The 12,920-nt window shown below is 56.3% G+C and carries 12 protein-coding genes; 6 read left to right on the top strand and 6 right to left on the bottom strand.

Translation table 11 applies throughout. From position 1 onward, the window contains the following. Together GSQ70_RS20380 and GSQ70_RS20375 are read right to left on the bottom strand one after the other, a co-directional pair. Positions 1 to 260: universal stress protein (locus tag GSQ70_RS20380; protein ID WP_158785399.1), on the bottom strand; the 260-nt coding region annotated here is incomplete at its 3' end. Positions 261 to 272: 12 nt separating this feature from the next. Continuing rightward, positions 273 to 1,055 carry an IclR family transcriptional regulator gene (locus tag GSQ70_RS20375; protein WP_158784218.1) on the bottom strand — a complete coding sequence of 261 codons (783 nt, stop codon included), beginning with the start codon at positions 1,053 to 1,055 and terminating at the stop codon, positions 273 to 275. 165 nt (positions 1,056 to 1,220) lie between these two features. Here GSQ70_RS20375 and GSQ70_RS20370 point away from each other — a divergent pair, with 165 nt between their 5' ends. The 3 genes from GSQ70_RS20370 (at position 1,221) to ypdK (ending at position 4,106) form a co-directional block, all read left to right on the top strand. Beyond that, complete coding sequence (locus GSQ70_RS20370) at positions 1,221 to 2,822, top strand: MFS transporter (RefSeq protein ID WP_158784217.1); 1,602 nt, start codon at positions 1,221 to 1,223, stop codon at positions 2,820 to 2,822. A gap of 5 nt (positions 2,823 to 2,827) precedes the next feature. Continuing rightward, positions 2,828 to 3,856 carry an HlyD family secretion protein gene (locus tag GSQ70_RS20365; RefSeq protein WP_158785398.1) on the top strand — a complete coding sequence of 343 codons (1,029 nt, stop codon included), beginning with the start codon at positions 2,828 to 2,830 and terminating at the stop codon, positions 3,854 to 3,856. Between the two features lie 178 nt (positions 3,857 to 4,034). Beyond that, positions 4,035 to 4,106: a membrane protein YpdK gene (ypdK, locus tag GSQ70_RS20360; RefSeq protein WP_124231669.1), complete on the top strand. Its 72-nt coding sequence runs from the start codon at positions 4,035 to 4,037 to the stop codon at positions 4,104 to 4,106. A gap of 48 nt (positions 4,107 to 4,154) precedes the next feature. On the opposite strand, the gene alaC is transcribed toward ypdK, so the two are convergent. Both alaC and GSQ70_RS20350 read right to left on the bottom strand, forming a co-directional pair. Beyond that, complete coding sequence (gene alaC, locus GSQ70_RS20355; protein ID WP_158784216.1) at positions 4,155 to 5,390, bottom strand: alanine transaminase; 1,236 nt, start codon at positions 5,388 to 5,390, stop codon at positions 4,155 to 4,157. A 119-nt stretch (positions 5,391 to 5,509) separates the two neighbouring features. Continuing rightward, a complete protein-coding gene (locus GSQ70_RS20350; protein ID WP_158784215.1) occupies positions 5,510 to 6,037 on the bottom strand; it encodes a GNAT family N-acetyltransferase in 528 nt (175 codons plus the stop codon). A gap of 121 nt (positions 6,038 to 6,158) precedes the next feature. Between GSQ70_RS20350 and GSQ70_RS20345 the strand changes: the two genes are divergently transcribed. From GSQ70_RS20345 to GSQ70_RS20335, 3 genes are all read left to right on the top strand, one after another. Beyond that, positions 6,159 to 7,397 carry a DUF1479 domain-containing protein gene (locus GSQ70_RS20345; RefSeq protein WP_158784214.1) on the top strand — a complete coding sequence of 413 codons (1,239 nt, stop codon included), beginning with the start codon at positions 6,159 to 6,161 and terminating at the stop codon, positions 7,395 to 7,397. A 125-nt stretch (positions 7,398 to 7,522) separates the two neighbouring features. After that, positions 7,523 to 9,208 carry a sensor histidine kinase gene (locus GSQ70_RS20340; protein ID WP_158785397.1) on the top strand — a complete coding sequence of 562 codons (1,686 nt, stop codon included), beginning with the start codon at positions 7,523 to 7,525 and terminating at the stop codon, positions 9,206 to 9,208. A 24-nt stretch (positions 9,209 to 9,232) separates the two neighbouring features. Further along, positions 9,233 to 9,964: a LytTR family DNA-binding domain-containing protein gene (locus tag GSQ70_RS20335; protein WP_158784213.1), complete on the top strand. Its 732-nt coding sequence runs from the start codon at positions 9,233 to 9,235 to the stop codon at positions 9,962 to 9,964. A 61-nt stretch (positions 9,965 to 10,025) separates the two neighbouring features. Here the strand turns inward: GSQ70_RS20335 and glk are convergent, their stop codons facing one another. Further along, entirely contained in the window at positions 10,026 to 10,991 is a 966-nt protein-coding gene (glk, locus tag GSQ70_RS20330) for a glucokinase (RefSeq protein WP_158784212.1), read from the bottom strand. Positions 10,992 to 11,165: 174 nt separating this feature from the next. Beyond that, complete coding sequence (locus tag GSQ70_RS20325; RefSeq protein ID WP_158784211.1) at positions 11,166 to 12,818, bottom strand: alpha-keto acid decarboxylase family protein; 1,653 nt, start codon at positions 12,816 to 12,818, stop codon at positions 11,166 to 11,168. Between the last annotated feature and the right edge of the window lie 102 nt (positions 12,819 to 12,920).

Raw genomic sequence — 12,920 nt, 5'->3', positions numbered from 1 at the left:
GCGATCCCCGCCCCCTGGAGTTCAGCCAGCGACTGACGCACGGCCGCTTCAGCGGTATTTTGCTCGTCCAGCGCGCTGCCAAAATCGCCAGGATCTTCTCCGGCTTCGATGATATAAGTCCCGGTGGTGGCAGCATAACTGGCATCCACGCAGCACAGCACCACGACTTCCGCCTCCAGCGCCCGAGCCTGCTCAGCCGCCAGCGAAGTCACCTTGCGGGCAATAACGGAATTATCTACAGCGACTAATAGCTTTTTCATATCCCTCTCCGGTCAGTCACGTAAGGCCGCTTTGCCTATCTCATCCACCAGCGCTTCACGGCATTTCAGGATCTCTTCACGGTAGAGCGCCTCATGCTTCTGAAAACGGGTAGAGGGGACCAGTAAGCTGATGGAAAAGCGTCCCAGTATGGTATCAATCGCCACCGCCATGGTGGAGATCCCTTCCAGCGTCTCGCCCCGGTCATAGGAAAGCCCGGTACGACGAATTTCCTGCAAGCGCTCCAGTAGCTCGGGGAACGCTTTGACGGTCAGATCGGTGATTGCCTCATAGGCATCGCCAACCAGCGCCCTCGCCTGTTCATCCGTATCGAGCGCCAGCAGCGCTTTACCGCCTGAGGTGCTGTAAAGCGGCAGGTTCAACCCGATGCGGGGCACCACACGAAGTTCACGGTCGGCGACCACGTAATGCACGATCGCCAGCTGCAGACCGCTGGCACGGGCCAGTGACACCGTTTCACCGGTTGCATCACTTAACGCCTGCAGCCAGGGCTGGGCAATGGCCACCACATCGGTATGCACGGTGGCAATCAGTCGCAGCAGTGCCGGGCCAAGACGCACGCCACCGGCACCATGGCTGCGCACCAGCTGGACAGAATCCAGCGCGCCAACAATGCGCTGTACTGTGGAACGGGGCAGATCGACCACCTGAGCAATTTCGCCCAGGCTCATGCCATCCGGGCGATCGCCCAGCGCATTCAAAATTCTGGCCGCTCGTGAGATGACCTGGATTCCACCCGTTCGCTCATCTTCACGCAGGGTTGAGGGTTCAGACATAAGGTTTCCTTCCTTGCTTGATGCCACTACTTTAGCACTTATTTCCACCTGACAGCACGCTGTATCACATTGCAATACACTTAATCACGATGTAATATCTCCGCAAATGTACCACCATACAATACAGTGCATCATTAAATAACATCTCTTTGCGGAGCACCTGCCATGAATGCCCAACCCGCAGCGGCCCCAGCCCCTCATCCTTTTACCCTGCGCCTGGCACTGGGTCTGGTTGGGGTGTTGATTGCGGCGCTGACCTCGGGATTAAACGATCGCGTATCCGACCTGGCGCTGGCTGACGTTCGCGCGGCGATCGGCTTCGACTACGACACGGCCAGCTGGATCACATCGGCCTATCAGGCTGCAGAAGTGGCGGCGATGATGGTCGCCCCATGGTTTGCCGTCACCTTTTCACTGCGTCGTTTTGCGCTGGTAGTGGCATGCGGCTTTGCGCTGACCGGTGCATTGCAACCCTTTGCGTCCACGCCATCCCTGTTTATTGGCCTGCGCATAGTTCAGGGCATATTTGGTGGCGCTTTGCCGCCGCTGCTGATGACCGTGGCGCTGCGTTTTCTGCCGCCAACCATCAAACTCTATGGGCTGGCAGCCTATGCACTGACGGCGACTTTCGGACCGAATATCGCGGCTTCGCTGGCAGCATTCTGGACGGATTCTGTCGGCTGGCAGTTTGTATTCTGGCAGGTGATCCCACCGCTGATCATCGCCAGCCTGCTGATCGCCAAAGGGCTACCGCAGGATCCTGTGCGGCTGGAGCGTTTCCGGCAAATCGACCTGTTTGGCATGCTGACTGGCTGCAGCGGGATTGCGCTGATGATCCTGGCGCTGACTCAGGGAGAGAGACTGGACTGGCTGAACTCCCCGCTGATTATCGCCATGCTACTCTCCTCAGCGGCGTTACTGATCGTCTTCTTTATTAACGAGTGGTATCACCCCCTCCCGCTGTTCAAGTTACAGATGCTGGAGCGCAAGAATCTGACGCACGGCCTGCTGGTACTGACTGGCGTGCTGCTGGTTGCCCTTTCCGGCTCGGCATTGCCTTCGTCTTATTTCGGCCAGGTTGAAGGTTTCCGGACGGTACAGTTTGCGCCGCTGGCGCTGGCGATTGGTCTGCCGCAGCTTATTATTGCGCCATTTATGGCTGCGCTGCTGAATCGGCGCTGGATTGACTGCCGCTGGATGCTGACCTGCGGCGCAGCGCTGCTGTGCGTCTCCTGCCTGATGGGGATGCAGCTGACTGATGAGTGGGCACGGCAGAATTTCTGGCTGATCCAGCTACTGCAGGCCTTTGGTCAGCCGATGCTGATCCTGCCGGTGCTGATGAGTGCCACCAGCGTGGTGCAACCGCCGGAAGGACCCTATGCCTCGGCGATGTTTAACACCGTGCGCGGTTTTTCAAGCGTTGCGGCCAGCAGCCTGATTGGGAACTTCCTGACCCACCGGGAGAAGTTTCATTCACATATTCTGGTCGATCAGCTGGGCAACCGCCCGTGGCTGATGACGGCAGATACCGCAGCCAGCGCCAGCGCGGCGACACCGCTGCTGCCAGACGGCTCGGTCAGTTCAACGGAAAATCTGAGTCACTTTGCCACGCTGGTCAAACACCAGGCGGTGATCCTCAGCATCAGCGATGCCTATCTGCTGATTATCGGCTTTGCCCTGCTATTAGTGCTGCTGACCGCCTGGCTGCCGAAGCGCGTTTATCCGCCACAAACTCTTCTTCAACACGGAACACCGGCCCCGAGATAATAATGATGAGCTTCACACCTGCGAAAAGAACGTTAACGTTAGTATTGCTGTTATTGATCCTGCTGGGGATGGCCTTTTTTGTCTGGTCTGCAATGACCCGCAAGCAGGCACGCACCGATGATGCCGTGATCACCGCCGACTACACCGCGATTGCGCCGAAGGTTTCCGGCTATATCCGCACCGTTAACGTCGGCGATAACCAGCCGGTTAAAGCTGGCGATGTGCTCGCCACCATTGATGACCGGGATTACCGCGTCGCGCTGGAAACAGCCGAAGCTAACCTGCAGCTCAGTCAGGCAAAACTGACCAGCGTGCAGGCCCAGTTGGATCAGCAGCAGGCGACCATCGCGCAAAGCGATGCGGCTGTCAACGCCAGCGAAGCCACGCTGAACTATGCCGGGCAGAACGCAGAACGCTATCGTCGCCTGCTTAAAAGCGGTACCACCACCGCCGACGAGCAGCAAAAAACCCATGCTTCGATGCGTGAAGCCGCAGCCCAGCTACGTCAGAGCCAGGCAGCGGCCCTGTCAGCCAGAAAGGAAGTGAGCATTTTGCAGGCCAGTGTCAGACAGGCTCAGGCGGATATTGCTGCCTCACAGGCCAGTGTCGATCAGGCGCGCCTTAACCTGTCTTACACCACCATCACCGCGCCAATTGATGGATCTGTCGGCCAGCGCTCCGCCCGTCAGGGTGCCTGGGTAGCGGCCGGAACCCGTCTGATGGCAGTTGTGCCTCTACAGCAAAGCTATGTGGTGGCTAATTTCCTGGAGACGCAGCTGGGAAACGTTAAGATCGGCCAACCGGTTTCGATGGAGGTTGATGCCCTGCCCGGCGTCACGCTGCGCGGCCATGTTGACAGTATCGCTCCGGCTACCGGCTCCACCTTCGCGGCGATAACGGCGGATAATGCCACCGGTAACTACACTAAGGTCGCCCAGCGCCTGCCGGTAAAAATCCTGCTGGAACCCAATCAGCCCGATCTTTCCCGCCTGCGGGTGGGCATGTCGGTAGTACCGGAAATAGAAATGCCCTGATAGCAGTAAAATGCAAGAGTAATCTCCTTTATTTTACCGTAGAGAGCGGGTAAATTAGCGAACGATCCTGCCATGAGCTGCTCATGGCAACCGGAGAGGAAAAAGCCTTTCCATGTTTAATCTGTTCGCGTTACGCAGGCCCGGATCGACCCAGGTAACCGCTCAGGGGAGTTGTTCGGTGAAATACGCTTTGATGGGAATTTCTTTTATCCTGCTGTTATGGGTTGGCACCTTTTATCTGATGCTGTAGCCCCGCAGGAAAATGAACGGGTCAGGTCTGGCAACCTGACCCCGGTTGTTACTCTTCTTCTTCGCTGGCCTTCACCGTTCCCGGCAAAATCCCATCGGCACGAAACATCGCTTTAATTCCCCTTACCGCCTGACGAATACGATCGCTGTTTTCAATCAGTGCAAAGCGCACGTGCGTATCGCCGTAGTCACCAAAGCCAATTCCCGGCGAGACACACACTTTCGCTTCCTGCAGCATATGCTTGGCAAATTCCAGCGACCCCATCTGCGCATAATGGTCAGGGATTTTTGCCCAGACATACATTGACGCTTTCGGGATTTCAACCATCCAGCCCGCTTCGTGCAGCCCTTTCACCAGCACATCGCGACGACGTTTGTACTGCTCAGCGATATCCCGCACACACTGCTGGTCGCCTTCCAGCGCGGCGATAGCCGCCACCTGCAAAGGCGTAAAGGTGCCGTAGTCGTGATAACTCTTGATGCGGGCGAGTGCCGCCACCAGCTCTTTATTGCCAACCATAAAGCCGATGCGCCAGCCAGCCATATTATAGCTTTTTGACAGGGTGAAGAACTCCACCGCCACATCACGTGCACCGGGAACTTCCATAATCGAGGGGGCTTTCCAGCCATCGTAAACGATGTCGGCATAGGCCAGATCGTGGATCACCAGCACGTTATACTGCTTCGCCAGCGCGATCACCCGCTCGAAGAAGTCCAGCTCCACACACTGTGCCGTCGGGTTGGATGGGAAACCGAGGATCATCATTTTCGGTTTCGGGTAGCTTTCGCGGATCGCTCTTTCCAGCTCGTTAAAGAAATCGACGCCCGCCACCAGCGGCACTGAACGAACCTGCGCCCCGGCGATCACCGCGCCGTAAATGTGAATGGGATAGCTCGGGTTAGGCACCAGCACCGTGTCACCATGATCCAGCGTGGCCAGCATCAGGTGCGCCAGCCCCTCTTTGGATCCGATGGTGACGATTGCTTCCGATTCCGGATCGATATCCACCTGATAGCGGTCGGCGTACCAGCGTGAAATAGCGCGGCGCAGGCGTGGGATACCGCGCGAAGTAGAATAACCATGGGTGTCATCACGCTGTGCGACGGAGCAAAGTTTTTCCACGATATGCGGCGGCGTTGGCCCATCCGGATTGCCCATGCTGAAATCAATGATGTCTTCGCCACGTCGGCGAGCGGCCATTTTCAGTTCGGCCGTGATGTTAAACACGTAGGGGGGAAGACGTTCAATGCGGGAAAAACGACGTGCAGAGCTGATGTCAGCCATAGGATCCTCTGATTTACGTTAGCGCCAGGACCGTCCGAGCGACGCTGACCAGAAACTGGTCTGGGAATGAACATATCGCACTGTTCAGCAGGCTGTCGAGTGGGCGGGATAAAATATTTTTATTTATCGGAATTCAGCCTGCCAAACACCCAATCGTTCACCCACTGCCCCCGTAACAGATAATTATCCCGCAGGGTTCCCTCAAGCTGGAAACCATTCTTCTCCAGCACCCGCCGCGAAGCCCAGTTTCCTTCCACCACCTGCGCCTTAAGCTTGTGGAACTCACATTCGTCTGTCAGGTAATCCACCAGCGCACCCAGCGCTTCACTGCCATAGCCCTTGCCGAAGTGTTCACTGAGCAGCGAATAGCCCACTTCGGCCTGGCGATACGGTGCCCACTCGGCGTTGGCACCGATCAGCCCCACCGCTTCACCGCTGCTTTGCAGGCGGATGGTGAAGCACAGCATGTGATAACTGGTGACCTGCCATGAGGCCAGCCGGTCAGAAAACCGTTGGCGAATATCCACCAGCTGCGGCACGGCACTGATGAACTGCATGCTGAGTGAATCGGTATGCACACGGTGAAAATGATGCCAGTCGTCAGGCTGCAGGCGGTCCAGCCGCAGCCGTTCAGTAGTCAGTTGCATGGTGCCCTCACTAAAACGGGAAACAAATGAAAATTTACGCCCCTTTTAAGTTCCGCTTTTAAACGCTTTAATTCACATCAACCCAACACAACCATAACTATACAGTTACAGGAGATCGCCGATGTCTTCCCTCCGTATTGAAAATATCCCGCAGGCAGTCGCTGAAATCAAGCGGCAGTTGCGCCAGCAGTTACCCAACTATCGTGAAGTTTTTCAGGCTGTTGAACAAAATATTCGTCAGCAAATCGCCGGGCTGAAAGCGGAACAGCTGCGGGGAGAAAACCCGGTGCCACAGCTGCAGGCCGAAGATATCCTGCATAACCGCGTCACAACTCAGCAAAAAGCACAAATCCTGCAGCGTGGCTGCTGTACGGTGCACGGCGTTTTCCCGCAGGAGCAGGCCAGTGCCTGGAACAACGAAATCGGCCGTTACCTGGAGAACAATAATTTTGTCGAGCGTCTGAAACATGCCGCTGAGGATAACTATTTTGGCGATCTGAAACAGGGCAAACCGCAAATTTACGGTATTTACTGGTCGCAGCCACAGGTTGAAGCGCGGCAGCATCAGCGGATGCAGGCAGTTCAGGTTTTCCTTAATTCCCTGTGGCAGACGGAGAGTAACGGCAAACAGCATTTCGATCCCAACCGCATTGTCAGCTATGCAGACCGCACCCGCCGCCGCCCGCCAAAATCCAGCTCGCTGGGTCTTTCTCCCCACGTTGATGGAGGCTCGCTGGAACGCTGGCTGGATGAGAATTTCCGCCATGTTTACCGCCATATCTTCAGCGGTAACTGGCAGCAGTACAATCCTTTCGACGGTGAAGGACGGACCGAGGTGCGCGAGTTTGCCTCTCCAGCGGTCTGTTCAATGTTCCGCACCTTCCAGGGCTGGACGGCACTGACCCCGCAGCGCAGGCAAGGCGGCACGCTGAACCTGATGCCGGTCGCCAATGTGATGGCCTATATCCTGTTGCGGGCAATCCAGGATGACGTGCCGGAAGACGATCTTTGTGGCGCAGCACCCGGACGGGCCCTTTCAGTCAGTGAAAAATGGCATCCTCTTTTACTTGAAGGGATTTCCTCAATTCCGGATATGGCCCCCGGCGATACCGTTTTCTGGCACTGTGATGTGATCCATGCGGTGGAGAATGAGCATCTGGGCGAGTTCGACAGTAATGTGATGTACATCGCTGCCGCACCGTGGTGCGAAAAGAACGCCGCTTACCTCCAGCGCCAGTGGCCGGCTTTTGTTGAAGGTCGCTCACCGCCTGACTTCGCCGCCGATGACTTCGAAGTTGATTTCAATGGGCGCGCCACGGAGGCGATGCTGTCGCCGCTGGGTAAATCGCAAATGAGCTGAAATTGATCCAGACAGGGTTGGGGTGAAATCCCTGCCCTGATGCCTGGCACATCCCGCCCGCTTTCCTTATCATAAGAGTCAACCTTCCCCCGCCAGCTGAGGCGCCTGTGCACCCGATGTTTGAAATGTTGCTTGCGGTGCTGGACCGCGCTGCATTAATGCTGATCTGCCTGTTCTTTATGACCCGTATCCGGCATTTCCGCCAGCTGCTGCAGAAAGATGAGCACTCCAGCCAGGAGCTGATGGCGGTCACGGCGATCTTCTCGCTGTTTGCCCTGTTTGGCACCTGGAGCGGCATCCATGTTGACGGATCGCTGCTCAACGTGCGCACCATCGCTATCATGGCGGGCGGCATTCTGTTTGGCCCGTGGGTTGGCATCGTTACCGGCGTGATTGCCGGGCTGCACCGCTTCCTGATTGATATCCACGGTGTTACCTCGGTTCCCTGCCTGATCACCAGCATTACTGCCGGTATTGCTTCCGGCTGGATCAACCTGAAAGTGGCGAAGGAGAAGCGCTGGAGCGTGGGGATCATCGGCGGCATGCTGTGTGAATCCCTGACCATGGTGCTGATTGTTGTCTGGGCAACACCAACTTCGCTGGGGCTGGATATTGTTTCAGAGATCGCCCTGCCCATGATCCTCGGAGCGGTAAGCATCGGCCTGATCGTGCTGCTGATCCAGAGCGTGGAAGGAGAGAAAGAGGCAGTCGCCGCCCGTCAGGCCAAGCTGGCGCTGGAGATAGCCAATAAAACTCTGCCGCTGTTCCGCCAGGTGAACAGCCACTCGCTGCGCCAGGTTTGCGATATCATTCGCTGCGACATCCACGCGGATGCGGTGGCCATTACCAATAAAAACCAGATCCTCGCCTATGTGGGCGTGGGCGAACAGAACTACCGTGACGGCGATGATGCCATCAGCCCCACCACCGCCAAGGCGATAGCCAACGGCGAAATCATTATTAAAAACAATGATGAAGCCCATCGAACGCCGGAAATTCACTCGATGATTGTGATCCCGCTGTGGGAAAAAGGGATCGTCACCGGCACGCTGAAAATCTATTATCGCCATGCGCACCGCATCACCTGGTCGCTGAAGGAGATGGCCGTTGGCCTGTCGCAGATTATCTCCACTCAGTTGGAAGTTTCCCGCGCCGAACAGCTGCGTGAGATGGCGAATAAAGCCGAGCTGCGGGCGCTGCAGAGCAAGATTAACCCGCACTTTCTGTTCAACGCGCTGAATGCCATCTCCTCCTCTATCCGGATTAATCCGGACACCGCCCGCATGCTGATCACCAATCTGTCACGTTATCTGCGCTACAACCTGGAGCTGAATGACGATGAGATTATTGATATCAAAAAAGAGCTGTATCAAATCAAGGATTACATCGCCATTGAACAGGCGCGATTCGGTGACAAGCTGACGGTGATTTATGACATCGATGAGGATGTGAACTGTGCGCTTCCCAGTCTGCTGATCCAGCCGCTGGTGGAGAATGCCATCGTACACGGTATTCATCCGTGCCGCGGCAAAGGAGTGGTAACCATCAGCGTAAAAGATCAGGGCGACCGGGTGCGGATTGCGGTGCGGGATACCGGCAACGGCATCAGCGAAGAAGTCGTGGCGCGTGTGGAAAATAACGAAATCCCCGGCAATAAGATCGGCCTGCTCAACGTCCATCACCGCGTGAAGCTGCTCTACGGTGAAGGGCTGCATATTCAGCAATGCAACCCTGGCACTGAAATCACCTTCTGTATCAGTAAAAACGGGGGCGTGCTGCCCGAAAAACAGCGCGTTTCATTATCGGCTTAAGGCCGTTTTAACCGGGAAAACAGCGTGAAAGCAATCATAGTTGAAGATGAATTTCTGGCACAGCAGGAGCTGAGCTGGCTGATCCGACAGCACAGCCAGCTGACCATTGAGGCCACCTTTGACGACGGCCTCGACGTGCTCAGGTATCTGCAGAACCATCAGGTTGACGTGATCTTCCTGGATATCAATATTCCCTCGCTGGATGGCGTGCTGCTGGCGCAGAACATCAGCAAATTCGCCCATAAGCCGCTGATTGTCTTTATCACTGCGTATAAAGAGCACGCGGTGGATGCCTTCGAGCTGGAGGCTTTCGACTATATCCTCAAGCCCTATCATGAGATGCGCATCATCACCATGCTGCGTAAAGTGGAAAACACCCTGCAACAGGCCGCCCCCCATGCCAGCCCGGAAGCCCAGCGCGGTCCGGTGCATACCATCAATCTGGTCAAGGATGAGCGGATTATCGTTACGGATATCAACGATATCTGGTACGCCGAAGCGCATGAAAAGATGACGTTTGTTTATACCAGACGTGAAGAGTACGTGATGTCGATGAATATCACTGAGTTTTGCAGCCGACTGCCTGAAGAGACCTTTTTCCGCTGCCACCGCTCTTACTGCGTTAATCTGAGCAAAATCCGCGAGATCGAACCCTGGTTTAACAACACCTACATGCTCAAGCTGCGCGATCTGGAATTTCAGGTGCCGGTCAGCCGCAGCAAGGTGAAAGAGTTTCGACAACTGATGAGGTTATAGAGAAGGCTTTACCATGGCGGGTGAATTACGGACCGGAGTGCTCCGGCCCGATAACGCAAGTTTACAGCACGCTGCCCAGAGTCTGGCGCAGATGCGCACCGGCCCCCAGCAGACCAGGCTGATCGTGGGTGATCAGGTACACCGGGATACTCTGCACATACTCTTTAAAGCGCCCTTTATCTTCAAACGCCGCACGGAAACCAGAGGCTTTGAAGAATTCCAGGAAGCGCGGCACGATACCGCCAGCGATATAAACGCCACCAAAGGTGCCGAGGTTCAGCGCCAGGTTGCCACCAAAGCGGCCCATGATCACGCAGAACATTGCCAGCGCACGGCGACAATCAGTACAGCTGTCATCCAGCGCACGCTGGGAAACATCCTTCGGCTTGAGGTTTTCCGGCACCCGGTCATCTGATTTAACAATCGCCCGATAAAGGTTAACCAGCCCGGCTCCTGACAACACGCGCTCAGCAGAAACATGGCCCAGTTCGGCACGCAGCACTTCCAGAATCAGATCTTCCTCTTCGCTGTTGGCAGCGAAGTCCACGTGACCGCCCTCGCCCGGCAGGCTAACCCAGCGTTTGTCGACGTGCACCAGATGCGCCACGCCAAGACCGGTGCCCGCGCCGTAAACGGCAACCGGTTTATCAGCCACCGCGTCCTTACCGCCAAATTGCATTACATCCCCATCGGACAGCATCGGGATCGCCATGGAAACGGCGGTGAAATCGTTGATAATCTCCAGATGTTCAAAGCCCAGGTTGGCTTTCATCTTGCTGGTTGAGAACGCCCAGTCGTGGTTGGTCATCTCAACCCAGTCATCGGTGATTGGGCAGGCGATAGCAATACAGCCGTCGGTAATGTCCTGCTTCTGCTCATCGAGATAGAAGCGGATCACCGCTTCAAGGCTGTCATAGTCTGCTGTGGAGAACGTTTTGGCTTGTGAGAGGGCACCGTTCTCAACTTCACACAGTGCCAGGCGGGCATTCGTTCCGCCGACATCACCTACCAAAGCATACTTAGTCATTATTGTTTTGCTCCGCTTACGTCATTTAAACACATAGTAAATTTCCCCCACTCAAACAACAACGCCCACCGGATGAAAGGTGAGCGCAAAATCACGCTGCAACCGCCTACCTTACCTGTCCCGGCGGCGGTTGCCCACGGGCATCAATCTGAATTCTGTTACCGCAGCTTGCGATTATGACGAATTTCGCTGGTTCAGCGCGGCACTCACCGCCTTTAATAATGGCGGGACATCCTGCTGCGGCAGTACCACTTCCACCAGCGAAAGCCGCGCAGTTTGCCCGATAACCCTGAGCACCTCAACCAGCTGCGCCGTTTGCGTCACCCGCCAGCTTTGCGCCGCACACTCTTTGCTCAGCGCCTGCGGCAGCTGCGTCCAGTTCCAGGCCGCTATATCATTGTAGCGCTGATGCTCGCCGTGAATAGCCCTCTCCACGGTGTAGCCGTCATTATTAAGAATAAAGATGACTGGATGCACATCGTCGCGCAGCATTGACCCCAGTTCCTGCGCTGTGAGCTGAGCGGACCCGTCACCAATCAGCAGGATCACACGCCGCTCGGGGCTGGCAATCTGGGCACCATAAGCCGCAGGCAGCGTAAAGCCGATTGAGCCCCACAGCGGCTGGCAGATAAACAGGGCATCGTCAGGCAGACGCAGGGCCGCAGCGCCAAACGCCGCCGTGCCCTGATCCGCCAGCACAATGTCACCTGGCTGCAGAAAATCCTGCACCGCCTGCCAGAAGGTATTTTGCGTCAGGGAGTCAGAAGGGACGTCTTTCAGAGCCGGAGGCGGCGCAATGGACCGGTGCCAGTGGTTGCCGTAGCGCAGGGCCATCCGGTGCAGCACGGCAATAGCCTCCGCCATGGGAACCTGTGGGAATGTCTTATCCCCCACCCGGCAACTGTTGAGGCCGATGTCGATGTTCTTCAGCGGGTCGAGTTGCTGGGTAAATCCGGCGGTAAGGGTATCGGTAAACAGCACGCCAACAGTCACTGTCACCTCACACTCTTCAATGATGCGCCTTGTCTCTCCGGCGCTGGCTGCTCCGGCATAGGTTCCGGCAAATCCGTCAAGCTGCTCCGGCAGGACGCTTTTCCCCATCAGTAGTGTGGCAAAAGGCAGCTTAACTTCACTGATTAGCTGCTGCAGCACACCTTTCTGTCTTGCCCGATCCACGAGAAAATCAGCCAGCAAAGAGACGCTATGTGCTGCTGAAAGCAGCTTCTCAGCCGCAACAGCAAAGGCTTCGACCGCATCCGTACTGACGTAAGCCGTCACGGCAAGGGGAGCGACCGGCGGCGGGATATGAGCTTCGGCCACGTCGGTCGCTAAATAAAGGTAAACCGGGCGATGCTCGCGAAAGGCGGTAACCAGCAGGCGATCAATTTCTGTTGCCGCATTCTCGGCTGTCAGCACCGCCTGTGCCACCGTCACTTCCCGGTAGATGCGCAGAAAATGGTTATAGTCGCCATCACCCAGCGTGTGGTGTAACAGCAGTCCGTCGCGTTTAGCTGCGCTTGCCGGTGCCCCCACAATATGAATAACCGGCAGATATTCTGCGTAACTTCCCGCCACGCCGTTGAGCGCGCTCAGCTCCCCGACACCAAAAGTCGTCAGCAGGGCTGCGGCTCCGCGGCAGCGGGCATAGCCATCGGCGGCATAAGCAGCATTCAGCTCGTTAGCACAACCCACCCAGCCGATATCCGGGCTGGCAATCACGCGGTCCAGAAATTGCAGATTATAGTCGCCCGGCACGCCAAAAAGATGGCCGATACCGGCCTGATGCAGACGAAGCAGCAGATACTCCCCAACGGTCACGCTGTGCATGGTTTTCTCTCCAATGAAAACGATCTGTACTGAGTATTGCCGATTATTTTCACCGTGTTAGCAATATGCCGCTCAAAAAAGTGGCAAGATGACGTTACGCCT

The sequence above is a fragment of the Pantoea sp. BAV 3049 genome, assembly GCF_009765445.1.
Taxonomy (GTDB): Bacteria; Pseudomonadota; Gammaproteobacteria; order Enterobacterales; family Enterobacteriaceae; genus Erwinia.
Note: the sequence above shows the minus strand (reverse complement) of the source record. Positions and strands in the feature narration are given on the sequence as shown.

Excerpts from the sequence above, each read along its gene's own strand:
- GSQ70_RS20375 (WP_158784218.1), bottom strand. The coding sequence starts at position 1,055 with ATGTCTGAACCCTCAACCCTGCGTGAAGATGAGCGAACGGGTGGAATC.
- GSQ70_RS20370 (WP_158784217.1), top strand. The coding sequence starts at position 1,221 with ATGAATGCCCAACCCGCAGCGGCCCCAGCCCCTCATCCTTTTACCCTG.
- GSQ70_RS20365 (WP_158785398.1), top strand. The coding sequence starts at position 2,828 with ATGAGCTTCACACCTGCGAAAAGAACGTTAACGTTAGTATTGCTGTTA.
- alaC (WP_158784216.1), bottom strand. The coding sequence starts at position 5,390 with ATGGCTGACATCAGCTCTGCACGTCGTTTTTCCCGCATTGAACGTCTT.
- GSQ70_RS20350 (WP_158784215.1), bottom strand. The coding sequence starts at position 6,037 with ATGCAACTGACTACTGAACGGCTGCGGCTGGACCGCCTGCAGCCTGAC.
- GSQ70_RS20345 (WP_158784214.1), top strand. The coding sequence starts at position 6,159 with ATGTCTTCCCTCCGTATTGAAAATATCCCGCAGGCAGTCGCTGAAATC.
- GSQ70_RS20340 (WP_158785397.1), top strand. The coding sequence starts at position 7,523 with ATGTTGCTTGCGGTGCTGGACCGCGCTGCATTAATGCTGATCTGCCTG.
- glk (WP_158784212.1), bottom strand. The coding sequence starts at position 10,991 with ATGACTAAGTATGCTTTGGTAGGTGATGTCGGCGGAACGAATGCCCGC.
- GSQ70_RS20325 (WP_158784211.1), bottom strand. The coding sequence starts at position 12,818 with ATGCACAGCGTGACCGTTGGGGAGTATCTGCTGCTTCGTCTGCATCAG.